Source organism: Yimella sp. RIT 621 (assembly GCF_004146205.1).
Lineage (GTDB): Bacteria > Actinomycetota > Actinomycetes > Actinomycetales > Dermatophilaceae > Yimella > Yimella lutea.
The window spans coordinates 204,990-222,848 of record NZ_SEIP01000001.1 but is presented as its reverse complement, the minus strand read 5'-3'; the positions used below and the strand labels follow the sequence as shown (position 1 = coordinate 222,848).

The following is a 17,859-nucleotide window of genomic DNA, read 5'->3' as shown; positions in this document are numbered from 1 at the left end:
CCCCTTCGCAGGAGGCGCCATGTCCACCGTCACCAGCCCGACCCCGCTCGCCACCGGGGTCCTCGATCTCATCGATCGCTCCCGCGGTTGCCTGCTCGAGGCCTGTCATCAACAGGACGTCATCGAGCGGTACCGCTGCGCACAGCTGGCCGCCTTGCGCGCAGCGGCTGCGTTGCTGGCCGCGCGGAGCCGGCGCAACGCCAGGTCGGGTCCTCGGTCGGTGTGGGAGGTCGTCCCGACCGTCGCTCCCGAGCTCGCCGAGTGGGCGACCTACTTCACCGACACCGGGCGCCGGGGGCAGATCTTCGATCGGGGAGCACAGCGGCCCACCGTGCGCGAAGCCGACGATCTGATTCGCGCCGGTGAGACCTTCCTCGGGCTCGTGCTTCGCTGTCTGGGTCTGCCGATGGCGTCCGTTCTGGGCGCCGGGCTCGACGCCGCGGTGGCTCCGTCGATGGCGCGGTGAGTCACGGCCGGAAATTCAAAGTGACGAGTTCTGCTGCCCGGCCTACCATGCGGCCCGCCGGCGACTTATCCTCAGAAGTACACGTCGATGCTCGACGTGCATCCGGAACATTTCTGCTGGGAGGTCGACCGTGCCGCTGTCGGAGCACGAGCAACGCATGCTCGAGCAGATGGAACGCGCGTTGTCCGAAGAGGACCCGAAGTTCGCCTCCCAGATGCGTGCGGTCACCAGCCCGCGACGCGGACGCCTGATGATCGCCGCGTTCGGGATGATGATGGGCCTCGCGGTCGCCGTCGTCGGGGTGATGAACAACCTCATCTGGCTCGGCGTCGTGGGCTTCGTGGTGATGGTGGCTGTCGCGGCATGGGCCTTCAACGGCTCTGGTTCGGCCGCGAACCTAGGCACCGTGCAGGACGACGGCACCGTTCGTCCGGCTGAACCCCGCGGGCACCGTCCGCGTGGTGGGCGAGGTCGCGGCGTGAGTCGCCCGGGCAAGCAGCGATCCTCCGGTTCATTCATGCAGCGGCTCGAGGCGCGCTGGGAGAAGCGTCGTCGCGAGCAGTGGTGACTCGTCGGTCGGCTTCTCAGCGAGTGAGAAGTAGCCCGCCCACCCACAGCAATGACACGGTGACGGCTGCCGCGAGTTCGATTCCGATGCTGGACAGCACCGCTTTCAAGGCCATCTTGGTCGAGGTCCACGCTGCCGAAGGATTGCGCAGGCGTACCTGCTCGGCGAGGTACACGCCGGCGATGAAACCGAGGAAAAGCCCCACATAGGGGATCACGAAGAAGCCGATCGCGGCAAGCACGATGCCCGCGAAGCGGGACCGCCCGGGGACGCCTGCCTGGCGCAGCGACCTGTTCGGGATCTGGTACTGCAGGAACCAGCCGGTCAGCGCGATCACAACACTGATCCCCAAGATCACCCAGGCGGTCGTCGATCCGTTGTCCCAGGCCCACAGCAGGACACCGGCCTCGACCACGAGCAGGCCGGGCAAGACCGGCACGATGAGGCCGAGGATGCCGACGAGGATGAGTGCGCCGGCCAGAAGAGTCACGGGTTCCACGCGATGAACCTATCGCCCGGACAAGCCAATCGCCCGCACCGAGAACGGTGCGGGCGATTCGGTCTCACCGGCAGGCCGGTGGGGTGTCTGTCGCGCTGTCAGTCCTGAGCAGCGTGCAGGCGGTCGGTCTCGTCGATGACTTCTTCGGCGACGTCCTGAAGCTTGTCCAAGTGGCTGCGTCCGTGGTGAGCGCAGAACAGCAGCTCCATGTCGCCGGCAAGACGGGCCCGGATAAATGCCTGAGCGCCGCATCGGTCACAGCGGTCAGCGGCGGTCAGCGTAGGTGCGAGTGCAGTGGCCATTGGGTCCATCCTTTCGTCGGGCGCCGAGACGCCGTCAGTTTCCCCTCGAGGAGGTCGTTCGTCACGACGGTCGATGCCCCCTCCCGGTTGCAACGGTGTGCGCCGTTCCGATGAGACAACATCCAAGCACCTCCGTGTGTTCCCGGAGGGGTTCTTCACCGGTGTGGCGTGTGCCATATCCGATCTGTGACCAGAACTGTCACCAGCCTCCGTCGGCCAGCCTCCCGGGCGATGTCGGTGGGCGCGGTTACGCTGCGAGCGCCGTCCCGCACGAAGGAGTTCGACCCCCGTGGTTCCTCGCAGTACATCGTCCGCCTCCGAATACAACGCTCGGCACCTGCAGGTGCTCGAAGGTCTCGAAGCGGTGCGCAAGCGTCCGGGCATGTACATCGGCTCGACCGATGGGCGCGGTCTCATGCACTGCCTGTGGGAGATCATCGACAACGCCGTCGACGAGGCGCTCGGCGGTCACGGCGATCGCATCGAGGTCACGTTGTTCGCCGATGGGTCGGTGCAGGTCAGCGACCACGGCCGAGGCATCCCGGTCGACATCGAACCGCGCACCGGACTCTCGGGTGTCGAGGTCGTGTTCACCAAGCTGCACGCGGGTGGCAAGTTCGGTGGGGGCTCCTACACCGCCTCCGGTGGCCTGCACGGCGTCGGCGCATCGGTCGTCAACGCGCTCTCGGCGCGACTCGACGTCGAGGTCGACCGGGCGGGAAAGACGTACGGGATGAGCTTCCGCCGCGGCGAACCCGGCACGTTCGCCGGCGACGGCCCGGACGCGCCGTTCACTCCGTTCGAGGTGGGCAGCGAACTCGCGGTCGTGGGCAAGGCCAAGCGTGGGGTCACCGGTTGCCGCATCCGTTACTGGGCCGACGACCAGATCTTCCTCAAGAACGCACGGTTCGACTACGACGGTCTGCTGGATCGTGCACGCCAGACCTCGTTCCTGATTCCCGGTCTGGCGATCGCCATCCGCGACGAACGCGGTCTGCCCGAGACTCCCGGTGCCGATGGTCCCCACGAAGAGTTGTTCCTGCACGACGGTGGCATCAGTGAGTTCACCGAGTACCTCGCCGCCGACCCTGCGGTCACCGACGTGTGGCGCTTGCAGGGTGAGAGCACGTTCACCGAGACGGTGCCGGTGCTGGACGACAAGGGCCACATGATGCCGACCGAGGTCGAGCGCAACTGCGTCGTCGACATCGCGCTGAGGTGGGGCACGGGCTACGACACGAAGGTGAAGTCGTTCGTCAACATCATCGCGACGCCCAAGGGCGGCACCCACGTCAGCGGGTTCGAGCAGTCGCTGCTCAAGGTCTTCCGCAAGCAGTTGGAGGTCAACTCACGCCGGCTCAAGGTCGGCAACGACAAGGTCGACAAGGACGACATCCTGGCGGGACTCACCGCCGTCGTCACCGTCCGGCTGGCGGAGCCGCAGTTCGAGGGGCAGACCAAGGAGGTGCTGGGCACCTCGGCGGTGCGGGCCATCGTCAGCAAGGTCGTCGAACAGGAACTCACCGCCAACCTCACCTCGGGCAAGCGTGACTTGAAGACCCAGTCGACCCAGCTGCTGGAGAAGGTCGTGTCGGAGATGAAGACGCGCATCAGCGCGCGTCTTCACAAGGAAACCCAGCGCCGCAAGACAGCGCTCGAATCCTCTTCTCTGCCATCGAAATTGAAGGACTGTCGCTCCACCGACTCCGAACGCACCGAGCTGTTCATCGTCGAGGGAGACTCCGCGCTCGGCACCGGCATGGCGGCCCGTAACTCCGAGTATCAGGCGTTGCTGCCGATCCGCGGCAAGATCCTCAACGTGCAGAAGGCGTCCGTGGGCGACATGCTCAAGAACGCCGAGTGCGCCTCGATCATCCAGGTCGTCGGTGGCGGTTCAGGTCGTTCCTTCGACCCGGAGATGGTGCGTTACGGCAAGGTCATCCTGATGACCGACGCGGACGTCGACGGTGCGCACATCCGCACCCTGCTGTTGACGTTGTTCTTCCGGTACATGCGTCCGTTGGTCGAGGCCGGCAAGGTGTACGCCGCCGTGCCTCCGCTGCACCGCATAGAGACCAGTGCGCAGGGCCGTAGCAAGGGAGAGGTGATCTACACCTACTCCGAGGCGCAGATGCGCAAGACGATGGCCGACCTGCAGAAGAAGGGCCGTCACATCAAGCAGCCGCAGCGCTACAAGGGGTTGGGCGAGATGGACGCCGACCAGCTGGCCGAGACGACGATGGAGCCGCGCCATCGCACACTGCGCCGGGTCACACTCGCCGACGCCGAGGCCGCCGAGCGGATGTTCGATCTGCTGATGGGCTCGGAGGTCGCGCCCCGCAAGGACTTCATCGTCGACAACGCAGCGGGCCTCGATCTCGAGCGCATCGACGCCTGAGATCGGGCCCGCCGGGTCAGGGCTGCTGCGCGGTCAGTCCTCGAACTCGACGTCCTCGTCCTCGATGTCGACATCCTCTTCGTCGGGGGACTGCTCATCGTCGTCCACGACGTGCAGCGCCGCTTCCTCCGCGGGTTCGGTGTCGTCGCGCCGCTGGTACGCCGAGTCGTCGACCTCGTCGGGGTCACCGATGAAGTCCTGGTCGGCCGGGATTGCGTCCGGGTCGTCACCGCCGGCCATGGCGTCGTCGCGTAACGCCTCCGCCTCTTCCTCCGGCGCGCCGTAGGCGGTGCCTTCCTCGGGGATTTCCTGCCCGATGCGCTGGTCGATCGTCTCTTCCTCGTCGTCGTCGAGGAACTCCCCAGCCCGCGGCTGTCGCTCCGGCGGCGTCCAGGGTTCATCGTCGCTGTCGTTCGGGTCGTCGAGATAGGTCTCGGCGTCCCGGCGCTCCTGCGGGTCGAGTTCGGTGCTGCCGAAGTCGCTGTTCCATTCCTTCGATTCGTCGCTCATCCCCCCACCGTACGACCCGGAAGAGGTGGTCGGGTCGCTGCGCAGGGTGGCCGTTGTCGGCGGCTGATGCGAACATATGTTCGTGTCCGGTGAGGGAGTGGTCGAGGGACCGATGCTGCACGCCGATCTCGACTCGTTCTACGCCTCCGTCGAGCAGCGCGACGACCCTCGGCTGCGTGGGCGTCCCGTCGCGGTCGGCGGTGGGATCATCATGGCGGCCTCCTATGAAGCCAAGGCGTACGGCGTCTCGACACCGATGGGCGAGCGCATCGCCCGCCAACTGTGTCCTGATCTGCTGGTCGTGCCGATGCGGCCGAAGGTCTACATGGAAGCCAGTCGGGCGGTTTTCGAGATCTTCCACGACCTCACGCCGAACGTCGAAGGAATTTCGGTCGACGAAGCGTTCCTGGACGTCGGCGGACTCGCCCGTCTGGTCGGTTCACCGTCCCAGGTCGCTGCGCTGCTGCGGCAGCGGGTGCGGGACGAGGTGGGGTTGCCGATCTCGGTCGGGGTAGCTCGCACGAAGTACCTCGCAAAGATCGCGAGCGCGGTCAGCAAGCCCGACGGCTTGCTGGTCGTTCCACACGACGGCGAGGAGGATTTCCTGTACCCGCTCCCGATCGAACGGCTGTGGGGAGTCGGTAAGAAGACGTCGGAGAAGTTGCACGCCAAGGGAATTCGCACGATCGGGCAGCTCGCCGAGCTCGAGCATCGGTCATTGTCCGAGACAGTCGGCAAGGCCTCGGGGCGACACCTGTTCGCACTGGCGCATTTCCAGGATCCGCGTCCGGTCGAGCGGGGTCGGCGTCGCCGATCGATCGGCTCGCAGCGGGCGTTCGGCCCCGGGCGGCGTAGTGATGCCGAACTCGACCAGATCCTCGTCGGCATCGTCGACCGGGTCATGGGTCGAGTCCGTGACGGTGGCCGACCAGGGGCGACAATCACCGTCCGGGTTCGGTTCGGCGACTATGAGCGGGTCGCCAGATCACGCACGCTGCCTCGACCCACGATGGCCACCGAGACCGTGCTGCGGATCTCCCGTGAACTGTTGCTCGGGCTACGCCCGCTGATCGCTGACCGCGGAATCACGTTGCTGGGCTTGACGATCGGTGCTCTCGACGCAAGCGGCACCACGCAGTTGATGTTGCCCTTCGACGCCCACCAATCCGGTGTCCTCGACACTGCGTTGGACGAGGTGCGCGAGAAGTTCGGGTCGGGTTCGGTGCGGCGCGGTGTGTTGGTCGGCAGCTCGGACGGGTTCGACGTGCCGATGCTGCCCGACGGAATGTGACTCAGTCGGGGTCCTGCGGCCAGGTCCACCGCACCCCGACGGTGCCCGGACCGACATTGCATATCCTCGGAATCGAGGTGGCAGGTGCTCCGGCCGATTCGCCCCGGGGGGCGGCCTAGACTGCGCCGCATGGTGAAGCTGCAGATCGCCCAGGATGTCGAAGCCGACGAGTTGCTCTCCAGTGATCCGTTCGCGCTGTTGGTCGGAATGCTGCTGGATCAGCAGTATCCGATGGAGCACGCCTTCCGTGGTCCGGCCAAGATCGCGTCCCGCCTAGGCACGATCGACCCGAGAGTGATTGCCGCACAGGAGCCCGAGCAGTTCGCCGACCTTGCCTCCACCCCTCCGGCGATCCATCGGTACGGCCGTTCGATGGCCGGTCGCGTGCAGCAGCTGGCTCAGGTCGTCGTCGCCGAGTACGACGGCGACGCGTCGAAGATCTGGTCGACTGCCGGCGACACCAAGGAACTGCTCAAACGATTGAAGGCTCTGCCGGGCTACGGCGACCAGAAGGCCCGCATCTTCGCCGCCCTGCTGGCCAAGCGGCTCGACGTCCGGTCGGACGGCTGGCGTGAGGTGATCGGACCCTACGCAGAGGAAGGGAGCTTCCGGTCGGTGGCGGACGTCGTCGACGGTGAGTCGCTGCAGAAGGTGCGCGACTTCAAGAAGCAGACCAAAGCCGCGGCCAAGGCGAAGGCGGCTGAGGAGTCGAGCTGAATGTAGGCAATAGCCTTCATCCGTAGTACTTTAGGCATATGCCTGAATCGGACGCGGTGAAGGGTTCGGTCGTCGTCACGGCCGACCAGATCGGTAGTCGCAAGGGAGGCGACAACGTCCCGGCGGCGCTGGACGCCCTCGCGCAACTGCGGCTCGGACGAAGCTCGCGCCGATTCGCGCGTACAGCCGGTGACGAGATTCAGGGCTTGGTCACCGATTCGGCTGCGGTGGTGTCTGTCATCGAGACCCTCACGCGGCTCGGTGGCTGGCGTATAGGCATCGGTATCGGCGATGTCGATCGTCCTGTTCCGCGTGACGTCCGTGCCGCGAACGGTCCGGCCTTCCTCGCCGCCCGCGATGCGCTCAACACCGCGCGCAGCGCGCCGCAGGATCTACGCGTCGTGGGCCCTCCCGCATGCGCTGAAGCCGAAGCAGTGCTGTGGCTGTTGCTGAGTGTGTGGCGTCGCCGGACGCCGGCCGGCTGGGAAGCGTGCACCGTCGCCGCCGACGGTCGACCACAGCAGCAGGTTGCCAAGAGCCTGGGTATCACCGCTTCGGCGGTGAGCCAGCGGCTGCGATCGAGTGGGTTCGCCGAGACGCAGGCGGGGGCGCGGCTGGTCGAGCGACTGCTCGACCGGGCTCGCGCCGAGACTGTCGGTGGTCCCGGCTAGCGTGCACACCATGGATCGGGGATCGGCGCTCATCGTCACGGTGATCGGCTTCGTGGCCGTCCTGGTCGGCGGGCTGCTCACCATGCTCTGCTTCCGGGTCGTCGACCGCGGCAGCCACTCGACGCCGCCGGCGGCGGACGCCGACGAACACTCCGTCGAAGCCGCAGGGTCGAGCCTGCGCGGGGGCGCGTGGATCGGGGGTCTGGAGCGGCTGGCGATCTACTCGGGACTTCTTCTCGGTTGGCCCGAAGCGATCCCGATCGTGCTGGCTGTCAAGGGCCTGGGTCGATACCCGGAACTGAAGAACGGCGACAACTCGGCGGTGGCCGAGCGATTCATCATCGGCACCTTCGTCAGTGTGCTCTGGGCCTGCGGATGCGCGGGAGTTGCGCACTGGTTGATCAGCTGAGCCAGAACATCCACCTGGACAGGGTCTGCTGCCTAGACCGAGCGTTTGGTCGCGCCGTCCGGGTAGAGGCTGAGCGCTGCGCGGCGGGTGGCATTGGCGGCGCCCCGGACCGACGCGCCGGGCAGGATCTGGGCCAGCTCGGCATCAAGGGTGCGGTCTCGTCGGTCTGCATGTGATGTATCTGGCGCTCTAGTCGAGCAACTCCACGGTCCAGTAGTTCGACGGTTTCGGCTGCTTCAGGCACGAGTCCTTGAGGTCTGGCCCGGCGCACGAGGTGACTTGCACACGCCAGGTGCGCCCGTTCCGGTGCTGCACCCGCATTCGGTCGACGTCCTCCTCCTCGACGGTGAATGCGTCCAGGGCGAGTTCACCGCTCTCGGCGCGGACGGCGGCTTCGGCGGCCTGCGCGGGTGGTGCGAGCACGCTGCGCCCCCGGTTGTGCGACAACGAATTCAGCGAGGCCGCCACCTCGCGCCGGCGTTCCGCGTCGTATGCGTCGAGCGCCGTCTGCCCGGTCAGTCGGGCGTAGGTCTGACCGGAGGGAAGCATGACCGCAGTGGGTGCGAACCGGTGTCCGCCCGTGTGCGAGCACTCCCACACGCGTCCGGGGTGTTGTTCGGACGCGTGTGCCGCCACCGGTCGGCCCCGTACCGCACAACACTGGTCGCGTTTACTGTTGGCGCAGACCAGGAGGGCGACGTCGCGTGTCTCCTCCAGCAGCGGCACCACCTGGCTCACAGCATCCGGACCTTCGGCGATGTGCAGGCGCCAATCGATACGGAGCAGGTCAGCCGGATCACCCAGCGATCCTTCCAACAGCCACGGGTCATCGGCCGATCCGCCTGCGACGAAACAGAATCGTGAGAGTGAAGTGTCGTGGGTGTCGACGTGTCGACCCGGTCGGCGGATGAGCAACAGCCGACCTCCGGCGTCCGAGATCGCGCGTTCGAGCGCAGGGCCGATACCTTCCGGCAAATGAGCTGTCGCGATGGCGTCATGACCCCACGGTCCGTTCTGTTCCAGCGCGACCCAGAACTGCGCCACCGATGCCGAACCCGGCGCCGGGAGCCCGGCTTCGTCCCACTGCCGCGAACACTGCGTCACGTCACTCATGCGGGCCAGTCTGCCGGACCGATCGTCGACGGTCAGTCGTCGGACGGTTCGGTTGCGGTGTCTGCGACCGAGCCGGCGATCGCAGCGAGGTTGCCGGTGAGGGGCACGCCACTGCCGTCGCGGCGGGTGTCGGCGTCCGGCAGGTCGACCGCGACACCTGCGCCGGTCGCGGCGCGTGGTGCGCGTCCGGCCCAGGCGAAGACGAGCTCGTCCTCACCGCGCAGGAAACGGTGGCAGCGGACGCCGCCGGTGGCCCGACCCTTGCCGGGGTAGGCGGCGAATTCGGTGACCTTGATCGACCCGCCTCCGGTGCCCGGCAGCGCACCGGAGGAGTCGGCAACCGTGACCAGCACCGCGTCGGCCGATTCGACGGCGCCGAACCAGATCGCCTTTGCGCCGGCGCCGAGCTTGATGCCTGCCACGCCACCACCGGTGCGACCCTGCGGCCGCACGCCGGACGCGGGGAAGTGCAGGAGCATGGCCGCCGACGTCACGAATGTGAGTTCGGCTGTGTCGGAAGCGGGTTGAGCTGCACCGACCACCTCATCGCCGTCCTTGAGCGTGATCACCTCGAACGAATCACGGTTCGGGTACTCGGTGGTGACCCGCTTGACCACACCGTTCGCCGTACCGATCGCGAGCGGCGGAGCCGAAGCGTCCAGGCTCATCAACGTGAGCACCTTCTCCCCGGCGGGCAGATCGACGAACGCCGCGAGCGGGGCTCCGCCCGACAACGCCGGCGCCTCATTGGTGGCGACCAGGGTCGGCAGGTCGAGGGCGGTCAGCCGGGTGACCCGTCCGGAGGAGGTCACCACGCCGAAGTCGCCGCGGACCGTCGTGCGTACTGCGCCGACGATCGCGTCATGCTTTCTACGAGAACCGCTGTCGGACAACGGATCCGCTGTCGTCGTGCGAGCCAGCAGTCCGCTGGAGGAGAGCAATACCCAGCACGGGTCATCAGTGACCTCGAGCGGCGTGGCCGTCTGCTTCGGAGCTCCGGAGGACTCAAGCAACACAGTCCGTCGAGGAGTGCCGTGAGCCTTGGCGACGTCGGCGAGTTCGGTCGAGACGAGCTTGTTGAGCACCTTCTCATCGCCGAGGATCGCCTCGAGTTCCTCGATGGCCTTGCGCAGTTCGTCGGCCTCCTGCTCCAACTCGATGCGGGAGAACTTCGTCAGTCGGCGCAGTTGGAGGTCGAGGATGTAGTTGGCCTGCGCTTCGGACAGATCGAACACCTGCATCAACCGGGCGCGGGCGGCAGCGGAGTCGTCGCTGGTGCGGATCACCTGGATGACCTCGTCGATGTCGAGGATCGCGATGAGCAGACCCTCGACCAGGTGCAGACGGTCCTTCTTCTTCGCCAGCCGGAACTCGGTGCGGCGGCGCACCACGTCGATGCGGAAGTCGACGTAAACCTTCAGCAGTTCCTTCAGGCCGAGGGCGCGCGGCTGACCGTCGACGAGCGCGACGTTGTTGATGCCGAACGACTCCTCCATCGGGGTCAACTTGTACAACTGCTCCAGCACTGCGTCGGGGTTGAAGCCGTTCTTGATCTCGATGACGAGTTCGAGGCCCTTGTTGCGGTCGGACAGATCCTTGACGTCGGAGATGCCCTGGATCTTCTTGCCCTGGTGTAGATCCTTGATCTTCTCGATGACCTTCTCCGGACCGACCAGATAGGGCAGTTCGGTGACGACCAGACCCTTCTTACGCGGCGTGACATTCTCGACCCGCACCGTCGCACGAGTACGGAACGAACCGCGTCCGGTGAGGTAGGCGTCCCGGATGCCTTCGAGCCCGACGATCTGGCCGCCCATCGGCAGGTCCGGGCCCGGAACGAACTTCATCAGGTCGTCCAGCGAGCAGTCGGGGTTGGTGATCAGGTGCCGCGCGGCGCCGATGACCTCGACCAGGTTGTGCGGGGGCATGTTGGTGGCCATACCGACCGCGATACCGCTGGCGCCGTTGACCAGCAGGTTCGGGAACGCCGCCGGCAGCACGGCGGGCTGCTGCTCGGATTCGTCGTAGTTGGGTACGAAGTCGACGGTGTTCTCGTCCAGCGACGCGGTCATCAGCAGCGCGGCGGGTGCCGGCCGGGCCTCGGTGTACCGCGACGCAGCGGGGCCCTGGTCGAGCGAGCCGAAGTTGCCGTGGCCATCGACCAGGGGAAGGCGCATCGTCCACGGCTGGGCCATACGCACCAGCGCGTCGTAGATCGCGGTGTCGCCGTGCGGGTGGTACTTACCCATGACCTCGCCCACGACGCGCGAACACTTGACGTGGTTGCGATCCGGACGCAGACCCAACTCGTCCATCGAGAACAGGATCCGGCGCTGCACCGGCTTCAGACCGTCGCGGGCGTCCGGCAGAGCACGGGAGTAGATGACCGAGTACGCGTACTCCAGGAACGCCGTCTGCATCTCGTCCTCGACCGTGATGTCGACGATGTTCTCGACGAAGTCGGGTTCGAGCGGTTGGTCGTCGTTACGACGGCGGGCCATGGGTCTCCCTCGGTGATGCCGGACAAGCTGAGTGTCCTGTCACCGCCGACGGCGACAGGCCATCTGCAAGTGTTGTTCAGCAGGCACCGTCACGCCCGTTCCGACACGCGTTCGCCGCGCAATTCCGGGACGAAAGAAGGGAATCGGAACTCAGCGCTTGGCCCGGCGCCAGCCTGCGTCCCGGGCTTCCTGCTCGGAGCAGAACCAGCGTTCGCCCTTGGACGTCGTGATCTTGGTCTTGTCGTACGCCGATTGACCGGGAAGGTGGTAGATCTTCTCACCCTCGCTGTTGATGTTGCCCTTGATCGAGCAGCCGGCCGGCTCGGCCGCGGGCGGAGGCGTTGTCGGGCGTGCGGTCGGGCGTGCGGTCGGGCGGGGTGCCGGCGGCTGGGTGGACGTGCTCGGCGGGACGAAGGGAGCCGGTGCGGTCGCGGACGGGACGGCGGAGGCCGGGTTGAAGGCCGCGTCATAGCTGCAGGCACCCCACAGGCCGAGCTTGGCCGACTTAGCCTGGGTCTGCGCGGTGCGGAACGTATCCTGCTTGCCGTACGCCGCCGCGTAGGTGTACTCGCGACCGAACCCGCCGGCGATCATCGCCTGAGACACGTCCGTTCCGTCGGGCAGCACGACATATCGCACCAGCCGGTGGTACCGATCACGGTCGACCTGGGTCGGGTCGGCGACCAGGTGAACCTGCTTGGACTGGACCAGGCTCTGCATCCTGCTGGTGGCTTCCTTGGCGAAGCAGGCCACGGCGGTGTTCGGTTTACGACTCTCGGGTGTGTCGACGCCGAGCAGGCGCACCGGCTGCCGGACCCCGTTGATCCACACCTTGATCGTGTCCCCGTCGGTGATGCCGGCCACCTGCACCAGGCTGCCGGCTGGCCGAGCAGAAGCGGTGCTACCGGGTGTCGTGGCCGTCGTCTCACCACCTGTGGACGGTGCGGCTGCCGCCGCTGCCGAGGTAGAGGTGCCGTTGGTCGGCTCGTCGCTCGCTGCTTCCGGTACCGCTGAATTCTCTTGCGCTGCAGTGGATCCGGCGTTCACGGATGCCGTCGAAACGGCCGATGTGTGCTGCGCGACGGAAGTCTGGGTCGTGTCCGGGGCCGGGTTGCAGCTCGCCAGAAGCGGCACGAGCAGGGCAGGAGTCAGCGCACGGAGTGAAAGGCGGGGCACCTCACGAGATTAGATTGCAGTACTCATCCCGCGCAGGCGTTTCGCCGTTTCCGAGTCGACCCAGGAGCACAATCGTCGGTATGGCACTTCGCTGGTACACGATCGTCGTCGACAGCCACGACCCCGCACGACTGAGCAGGTGGTGGGCCGAGACCCTCGGCTGGGTGATCGTGTACGAGGCCGACGACGAGGTCGTCGTTGTTCCGCCGGGCACCAGTATCGATCCGGTGAAGTCGCTGGACGACTGGCTGGCCGAGGGGCAGGGTCTGGTCTTCGTGCCGGTGCCCGAGGACAAGACCGTCAAGAACCGGCTGCACATCGACCTCGCTCCGCACTCATCCCAGGATCGCGAAGCCGAGATCAAAGCGTTGCTCGAACGCGGGGCCACCGGGGTCGAGGTCGGTCAATCGGACGCCGACAAAGGCGCGGTCACCTGGACGGTGCTGGCTGATCCGGAGGGCAACGAGTTCTGCGTGCTGTCCACCCGCGACCGCTGAACGTCCGCAATCGCAGCGAGTTGACCCGCGAGTTTCGCGGACTTTCGGATCAGTTGCCGTTGATCTCGTCGCGCCAACGCAGCCATGGCTCGACCGGAGCGAGGTCGTAGTCAGGCCCGCCGGTGCCCATCGTGAACAGACGCGCACCCAGGTCGTACAGCGGTTGTCCCTCGACCTGCGGAGCGTCCGGGGAGCGTCCCTCGCGCCCCTTACCGCCCACCCCGACGGAGATCTCGATCTCCTCGATGGGGCGACCTTCCCGCTCGCAATGCCCCTGCAGCACCGACAGCTTGTGCTTCAGCACCGCGGGATCGGCGAAGGAGTGCCACGTATCGGCGTACTGAGCGACGAGCTTGAGAGTCTTCTTCTCGCCGCCTCCGCCGATGAGCGTGGGGATCTTGCGCGTCGGTGCGGGGTTCAACTGCTCGTAGCGGTGCTCGATCTTCGGCAGCGCGGTCGCCAGCTCGTCCAATCGGCCTCCGGCAGTGCCGAATTCGTAGCCGTACTCGTCGTAGTCGCGCTCGAACCAACCCGAGCCGATGCCGAGGATCAGACGTCCGTCGCTGATGTGGTCGACGGTGCGGGCCATGTCGGCCAGCAGGTTCGGGTTGCGGTAGCTGTTGCAGGTGACCAAGGCGCCGATCTCGACCCGGGTGGTCTGCTCCGCCCAGGCGGCGAGCATCGTCCAGCACTCGAAGTGCATGCCGTCGGGGTCGCCGTTGAGCGGGAAGAAGTGGTCCCAGTTGAAGATCACGTCGACGCCGAGGTGCTCGGCGCGGCGTACCGCGTCCCGGATCTTGTCGTACGAGCCGTGCTGGGGCTGGATCTGGACGCCGATGCGGACGGGGCGGTTGGTCATGAAACCCACGCTAACGCGGTCCTAGGGTGGCAGGTATGCACCCGATGATCGAAGCTTTCCGGGAGACCGCTGCGCACCGTCTCGACCCACCGTTCTGGCAGTACGTCCAGCGCGGGTGCGGGATGGGAATCTCGGTGGCCGAGGCCGAATCCTCGTGGGCCGCCTACCGTCTGCGTCCACGGACGCTGCGCGATGTGTCGACCGTCGATCTCGGCCTCGACCTGTTCGGCACCTGGTCGAACCCCGTCGGGGTGGCACCGACCGCCTTCCACAAACTCACGCACGCCGAGGGTGAGATCGCGACGGCCGGAGCCGCCGGCGCGGTGGGCAGTCCGTTCGTGCTCTCCAGTCGCTCCACCTGTCGGATCGAGGACGTCGGTGCGGCCGTGCGGGGGCCGTGGTGGTTCCAGGTCTACATGACGCTCACGCGCGAGGTCACCGAAGGGATGGTGCGGCGCGCGGTCGCAACCGGTGCCACCGCCTTGGTGTTGACCGTCGACACCCCGTACGTCGGACACCGCAACATCCCCGACTCCGGGCGTCCGATGGAGATGACCGACGAACTCGCGCTGGTGAACATGGGCGATCACCTCACTCCCCAACAGGCCCGCGCCCCGTGGTCGCACATCGACCAGGACCCGGCGATCGGGGTCGAGACGATCGAGTGGTTGAAGCAGATCAGCGGCCTGCCGGTCGTCGTGAAAGGTGTGCTCCGCGAGGACGACGCACGCTTGTTCGTCGATCACGGCGCGGACGCCGTCTGGGTGAGTGCGCACGGCGGACGCCAGCTCGACCGTGCCGTGACGCCCGCGAGTGTTCTTCCCGAAATCGTCGAGGCGGTGGGTGATTCGGTGCCGGTGGTCGTCGATGGCGGAGTGCGTGACGGCTTCGACATCCTCACCGCTTTGGGCCTCGGGGCGTCAGCGGTCTTCGTCGGTCGCCCTGCCCTCTGGGCGCTCGCGTCGCAGGGCCGTCCCGGCGTCGAGTCGTTGCTGCTCGAGTACGCCGCCGAGCTGAAGCACGTGATGGGCTTGGCCGGCGTCACCGACCTGCAGCAGATCCGGGACGCCTGCCTTGTCCGATGACGAGGCCGACATGTCGCAGGACAGTTCTGCTCGGTGTACGACCAGGTATCGGCAGGGTGGTGTGCAGGACGAGATGCACCTTCATCAGCTGGTGAGGTGCTTGCCCTTCGCTTCGAGCGCGCGCCGCGCCTCGCTGTCGCACTTGTCGAGCGAGGCTCCGGTGGACGCGGTGACGCCGGCGATCACGAGCCCTTCGACCAGCGGTCCGCCGCACAGGCGTACCCGTGAGGCGAGGTCGGGGTCGAGGAACTCCAGCGCCATCTCGGCACTCATCACCGAGCTGCCCAGATCCATCAGGACGAGCACGCCGTCACCGGAGTCGGCCGCCTCGATCGCCGCGCTGACTGCGGTGGCATCCGTGCCGAATCCGCCGTCTGCGGTGCCGGACGCCACCACGATCGTGGGCGGGGTGCCGGCGCCGAACAGTTCGGACGACAACTCGACCGCGGCATCCGCAAGAGCTCGACTGTGCGAGACGACGACGATACCGATCACGCGCAATCACCTACGAGAGTGCGGGCGGCCGACTCCAGCAGCAAGGTGAGGCTGGTGGCTCCTGGATCCTGGTGATCCTTCGAGCGTTCTCCGAGGTAGGACGCGCGACCCTTCCGGGCGACCAGCGGGGTGGCTTCGTCGCGACCCTTCGCGGCCGCTTCGGCCGCCGCGTTCAGCGCTTCATCGAGCGAGCCGGCTGCGTCGAACGCGTCGACTGCGGGGGAGAGGGCATCGACCATCGTCTTGTCGCCCACCTCGGCCTTGCCACGTTGTACGACGCCGTCGAGTCCGGCCCGGAAGGCTGCGGTCAGCGCGTCCTTGCCACCGTCGCCCACCGCGCCGGCGAAGCGGAGCAGGAAGGTGCCGTACAGCGGGCCGGACGCGCCACCGACGGTGGAGACGAGTGTCATGCCCGCCTTCTTGAGGTACGCCGCCGCATCGTCGAACTCCGAGGGGTCAAGTGCGGCAACGGCTTTCATTCCGCGTTGCATGTTGCTGCCGTGATCGGCGTCACCGGTCTGACGGTCGAGGTCGGTGAGCATCGCCGCGTTCTCGTCGATGACACTCGCGTAGTCGGACATCCAGGCAGCTGCCGTTTCGAGGTTCAACGTCATGCTCAGCACCCCCACCGAAGGCCGGGAGTGTTGACCGGTGCATCCCACAGGCTCACCAGCTCGTCGTCCGCGCGCAGCAGCGTCACCGAACAGCCGGCCATCTCCAGCGAGGTGATGTAGTTGCCCACCAGGTTGCGAGCGATCGAAACGCCCTGGGCCTCGAGAATCTTCGCCACTTCCCCGTACATCAGGTACAGCTCTAGCAGCGGCGTGCCACCCATGCCGTTCATCATCACGATTGCCGGAGCGCCCTTGAAGTCGTGGTCCTTCAGGATCGGTTCGAGGAGTTGCTCGGCGATCTCGCGTGCCGACGCCAGAGGCCGCTTCTCCCGGCCCGGCTCGCCGTGGATGCCGATGCCGACCTCCATCTCGTCCTCGCCGAGTTCGAAGGTGGGTTCACCGGCCGCCGGGACGGTGCACGAGGTGAGCGCCATGCCCATCGAACGACCGTTCCCGTTCACCTTCTTCGCGACCTCGAGGACGGCGTCGAGGTCACGTCCCTCCTCGGCGGCAGCACCGGCGATCTTCTCCAGCAGCACGGTCACGCCGACGCCGCGGCGCCCGGCCGTGTACAGCGAATCCTGAACTGCCACATCGTCATCGGTCACGATCGAGGCAACGCGGATGCCCGAGTCGGCCTCGGCCATCTCGGCTGCCATCTCGAAGTTCATGACGTCACCGGTGTAGTTCTTCACGATGTGCAGGACGCCCGCGCCACCGTCGACGGCGGTGGTCGCCGCCATCATCTGGTCAGGCACCGGGGAGGTGAACACCTCGCCGCAGCAGGCCGCGTCCAACATGCCCGGTCCGACGAACCCACCGTGCATCGGCTCGTGACCCGAGCCGCCGCCGGAGATGAGCGCGACCTTGCCCTGCTTCGGGGCGTCCTTGCGGTAGATGGTCTTCAGGTCGAGGTCGACGCGGACCCGGTCGGAGTGAGCCGCCTCGAATCCACGCAACGCGTCGACGACGACATCAGCCGGGTCGTTGATGAGTTTCTTCATGTCTTCATCCTTCCGGAAGGAACCCCTTGAGATGGGTTCTTTGTCAGCACATTTCGATCGGTGGACCAGGGCGAGCCGAAACGACCGTCGTGCACCACCTCGCCCGTCGGACGACGACGGCGCGCCAGGGTGCTGCCACTCGGACGCTGGGTGCGCGCGTACCCCATCGCGACCACACCGACCAGCGACCGGTCTCCGGGGATGCCGAACGTCTCCCGGACGACATCGCACCGCTCGACCGGCACTCCGAAGAAGAGACCGCCCAGGCCTTCGTCGACAGCGACGAGCAGCATGATGAGGGCGGCCATCCCGGTGTCGACGTCCCAGTAGGGCACGGGCCAGTGCGATTCGTCCATGTCCTGCCACGGCTTGTCCGGCTGGGCGTAGCGGCGAAGGTAGGTGTCCTTGTCGCCGCAGCACAGAATCAGCACCGGAGCCGAACTCACCTTCTCCAGCCAACGGTCGAGTTCCTCGTCGGCGTTTGTGGTGACCTCCCAGAACCGTTGCCGGTCAGCGGGATCGGTCAACACGACGAAGTCCCAGCCCTGGCTGAAGCCTGCACTCGGTGCCCGCAATCCGAGAGTCACCGCCGTGTCGACGACGTCGCGCGGGACCGGCCGGTCGGGGTCGAAATCGCGGATCATCCGGCGGCGACGGATCGCCTTCTGCAGTTCCATCATGACC

The 17,859-nt window shown here is 66.8% G+C and carries 20 protein-coding genes; 9 read left to right on the top strand and 11 right to left on the bottom strand.

Annotated features, from left to right (window positions below):
- Positions 1 to 19 precede the first annotated feature (19 nt).
- On the top strand, positions 20 to 466 hold the full coding sequence (locus EU513_RS01130; protein WP_129624006.1) for an SAV_6107 family HEPN domain-containing protein: 447 nt from the start codon (positions 20 to 22) through the stop codon (positions 464 to 466).
- 130 nt (positions 467 to 596) lie between these two features.
- Positions 597 to 1,034 (top strand): DUF3040 domain-containing protein, encoded by a 438-nt coding sequence (locus tag EU513_RS01125; protein ID WP_129624005.1) that lies wholly within the window; start codon positions 597 to 599, stop codon positions 1,032 to 1,034.
- A gap of 16 nt (positions 1,035 to 1,050) precedes the next feature.
- On the opposite strand, the gene EU513_RS01120 is transcribed toward EU513_RS01125, so the two are convergent.
- Positions 1,051 to 1,533, bottom strand: a complete 483-nt coding sequence (locus EU513_RS01120) for a DUF456 domain-containing protein (RefSeq protein WP_129624004.1) — start codon at positions 1,531 to 1,533, stop codon at positions 1,051 to 1,053.
- A gap of 98 nt (positions 1,534 to 1,631) precedes the next feature.
- A complete protein-coding gene (locus EU513_RS01115) occupies positions 1,632 to 1,835 on the bottom strand; it encodes a hypothetical protein (protein WP_129624003.1) in 204 nt (67 codons plus the stop codon).
- 289 nt (positions 1,836 to 2,124) lie between these two features.
- On the opposite strand from EU513_RS01115, the gene EU513_RS01110 reads away from it, so the two are divergent.
- Positions 2,125 to 4,233: a type IIA DNA topoisomerase subunit B gene (locus tag EU513_RS01110; protein ID WP_129624002.1), complete on the top strand. Its 2,109-nt coding sequence runs from the start codon at positions 2,125 to 2,127 to the stop codon at positions 4,231 to 4,233.
- A 33-nt stretch (positions 4,234 to 4,266) separates the two neighbouring features.
- Here the strand turns inward: EU513_RS01110 and EU513_RS01105 are convergent, their stop codons facing one another.
- Positions 4,267 to 4,743, bottom strand: coding sequence for a hypothetical protein (locus EU513_RS01105; protein WP_129624001.1), 477 nt, complete (start codon positions 4,741 to 4,743; stop codon positions 4,267 to 4,269).
- A 76-nt stretch (positions 4,744 to 4,819) separates the two neighbouring features.
- Here EU513_RS01105 and dinB point away from each other — a divergent pair, with 76 nt between their 5' ends.
- The 4 genes from dinB to EU513_RS01085 all read left to right on the top strand — a co-directional run bounded on the left by dinB (position 4,820) and on the right by EU513_RS01085 (position 7,831).
- The gene (gene dinB / locus EU513_RS01100; protein WP_129624000.1) at positions 4,820 to 6,034 is read left to right on the top strand and encodes a DNA polymerase IV; all 1,215 of its coding nucleotides are present in this window, start codon (positions 4,820 to 4,822) and stop codon (positions 6,032 to 6,034) included.
- Positions 6,035 to 6,163: 129 nt separating this feature from the next.
- On the top strand, positions 6,164 to 6,751 hold the full coding sequence (locus EU513_RS01095) for an HhH-GPD-type base excision DNA repair protein (protein ID WP_129623999.1): 588 nt from the start codon (positions 6,164 to 6,166) through the stop codon (positions 6,749 to 6,751).
- A gap of 38 nt (positions 6,752 to 6,789) precedes the next feature.
- Complete coding sequence (locus EU513_RS01090; RefSeq protein ID WP_129623998.1) at positions 6,790 to 7,422, top strand: transposase; 633 nt, start codon at positions 6,790 to 6,792, stop codon at positions 7,420 to 7,422.
- A 10-nt stretch (positions 7,423 to 7,432) separates the two neighbouring features.
- Positions 7,433 to 7,831: a hypothetical protein gene (locus EU513_RS01085; RefSeq protein ID WP_239701989.1), complete on the top strand. Its 399-nt coding sequence runs from the start codon at positions 7,433 to 7,435 to the stop codon at positions 7,829 to 7,831.
- A gap of 189 nt (positions 7,832 to 8,020) precedes the next feature.
- Here EU513_RS01085 and EU513_RS01080 read toward each other — a convergent pair whose 3' ends face one another.
- The 3 genes from EU513_RS01080 to EU513_RS01070 all read right to left on the bottom strand — a co-directional run bounded on the left by EU513_RS01080 (position 8,021) and on the right by EU513_RS01070 (position 12,309).
- Complete coding sequence (locus EU513_RS01080; protein ID WP_129623996.1) at positions 8,021 to 8,944, bottom strand: sucrase ferredoxin; 924 nt, start codon at positions 8,942 to 8,944, stop codon at positions 8,021 to 8,023.
- A 32-nt stretch (positions 8,945 to 8,976) separates the two neighbouring features.
- Entirely contained in the window at positions 8,977 to 11,445 is a 2,469-nt protein-coding gene (locus EU513_RS01075; protein ID WP_129623995.1) for a DNA topoisomerase (ATP-hydrolyzing) subunit A, read from the bottom strand.
- Positions 11,446 to 11,595: 150 nt separating this feature from the next.
- Positions 11,596 to 12,309 (bottom strand): thermonuclease family protein, encoded by a 714-nt coding sequence (locus tag EU513_RS01070; protein ID WP_240795863.1) that lies wholly within the window; start codon positions 12,307 to 12,309, stop codon positions 11,596 to 11,598.
- 392 nt (positions 12,310 to 12,701) lie between these two features.
- Here EU513_RS01070 and EU513_RS01065 point away from each other — a divergent pair, with 392 nt between their 5' ends.
- On the top strand, positions 12,702 to 13,118 hold the full coding sequence (locus tag EU513_RS01065; RefSeq protein WP_129623994.1) for a VOC family protein: 417 nt from the start codon (positions 12,702 to 12,704) through the stop codon (positions 13,116 to 13,118).
- A 49-nt stretch (positions 13,119 to 13,167) separates the two neighbouring features.
- Here the strand turns inward: EU513_RS01065 and EU513_RS01060 are convergent, their stop codons facing one another.
- Positions 13,168 to 13,977 carry an LLM class F420-dependent oxidoreductase gene (locus tag EU513_RS01060; protein WP_129623993.1) on the bottom strand — a complete coding sequence of 270 codons (810 nt, stop codon included), beginning with the start codon at positions 13,975 to 13,977 and terminating at the stop codon, positions 13,168 to 13,170.
- Between the two features lie 35 nt (positions 13,978 to 14,012).
- Between EU513_RS01060 and EU513_RS01055 the strand changes: the two genes are divergently transcribed.
- Positions 14,013 to 15,062: an alpha-hydroxy acid oxidase gene (locus tag EU513_RS01055; protein ID WP_205744621.1), complete on the top strand. Its 1,050-nt coding sequence runs from the start codon at positions 14,013 to 14,015 to the stop codon at positions 15,060 to 15,062.
- A gap of 84 nt (positions 15,063 to 15,146) precedes the next feature.
- On the opposite strand, the gene dhaM is transcribed toward EU513_RS01055, so the two are convergent.
- From dhaM to EU513_RS01035, 4 genes are read right to left on the bottom strand one after another with little or no spacing between them, the layout of a single operon-like run.
- The gene (dhaM, locus tag EU513_RS01050) at positions 15,147 to 15,557 is read right to left on the bottom strand and encodes a dihydroxyacetone kinase phosphoryl donor subunit DhaM (RefSeq protein WP_129623992.1); all 411 of its coding nucleotides are present in this window, start codon (positions 15,555 to 15,557) and stop codon (positions 15,147 to 15,149) included.
- Positions 15,554 to 16,171: a dihydroxyacetone kinase subunit DhaL gene (gene dhaL / locus EU513_RS01045; RefSeq protein ID WP_168990090.1), complete on the bottom strand. Its 618-nt coding sequence runs from the start codon at positions 16,169 to 16,171 to the stop codon at positions 15,554 to 15,556. The genes dhaM and dhaL overlap by 4 nt, the downstream gene beginning before the upstream one ends.
- A 2-nt stretch (positions 16,172 to 16,173) precedes the next feature.
- Positions 16,174 to 17,175, bottom strand: coding sequence for a dihydroxyacetone kinase subunit DhaK (dhaK, locus tag EU513_RS01040; protein WP_129623990.1), 1,002 nt, complete (start codon positions 17,173 to 17,175; stop codon positions 16,174 to 16,176).
- Positions 17,172 to 17,855: a nitroreductase family protein gene (locus EU513_RS01035; protein ID WP_370447327.1), complete on the bottom strand. Its 684-nt coding sequence runs from the start codon at positions 17,853 to 17,855 to the stop codon at positions 17,172 to 17,174. The genes dhaK and EU513_RS01035 overlap by 4 nt, the downstream gene beginning before the upstream one ends.
- Positions 17,856 to 17,859: the final 4 nt, after the last annotated feature.

Bases quoted from the DNA above. Each gene is read 5' to 3' on its own strand.
- EU513_RS01130 (WP_129624006.1), top strand. From the start codon at position 20: ATGTCCACCGTCACCAGCCCGACCCCGCTCGCCACCGGGGTCCTCGAT.
- EU513_RS01115 (WP_129624003.1), bottom strand. From the start codon at position 1,835: ATGGCCACTGCACTCGCACCTACGCTGACCGCCGCTGACCGCTGTGAC.
- EU513_RS01105 (WP_129624001.1), bottom strand. From the start codon at position 4,743: ATGAGCGACGAATCGAAGGAATGGAACAGCGACTTCGGCAGCACCGAA.
- dinB (WP_129624000.1), top strand. From the start codon at position 4,820: ATGTTCGTGTCCGGTGAGGGAGTGGTCGAGGGACCGATGCTGCACGCC.
- EU513_RS01095 (WP_129623999.1), top strand. From the start codon at position 6,164: ATGGTGAAGCTGCAGATCGCCCAGGATGTCGAAGCCGACGAGTTGCTC.
- EU513_RS01090 (WP_129623998.1), top strand. From the start codon at position 6,790: ATGCCTGAATCGGACGCGGTGAAGGGTTCGGTCGTCGTCACGGCCGAC.
- EU513_RS01085 (WP_239701989.1), top strand. From the start codon at position 7,433: ATGGATCGGGGATCGGCGCTCATCGTCACGGTGATCGGCTTCGTGGCC.
- EU513_RS01080 (WP_129623996.1), bottom strand. From the start codon at position 8,944: ATGAGTGACGTGACGCAGTGTTCGCGGCAGTGGGACGAAGCCGGGCTC.
- EU513_RS01075 (WP_129623995.1), bottom strand. From the start codon at position 11,445: ATGGCCCGCCGTCGTAACGACGACCAACCGCTCGAACCCGACTTCGTC.
- EU513_RS01065 (WP_129623994.1), top strand. From the start codon at position 12,702: ATGGCACTTCGCTGGTACACGATCGTCGTCGACAGCCACGACCCCGCA.
- EU513_RS01060 (WP_129623993.1), bottom strand. From the start codon at position 13,977: ATGACCAACCGCCCCGTCCGCATCGGCGTCCAGATCCAGCCCCAGCAC.
- EU513_RS01055 (WP_205744621.1), top strand. From the start codon at position 14,013: ATGCACCCGATGATCGAAGCTTTCCGGGAGACCGCTGCGCACCGTCTC.
- dhaL (WP_168990090.1), bottom strand. From the start codon at position 16,171: ATGACGTTGAACCTCGAAACGGCAGCTGCCTGGATGTCCGACTACGCG.
- dhaK (WP_129623990.1), bottom strand. From the start codon at position 17,175: ATGAAGAAACTCATCAACGACCCGGCTGATGTCGTCGTCGACGCGTTG.
- EU513_RS01035 (WP_370447327.1), bottom strand. From the start codon at position 17,855: ATGATGGAACTGCAGAAGGCGATCCGTCGCCGCCGGATGATCCGCGAT.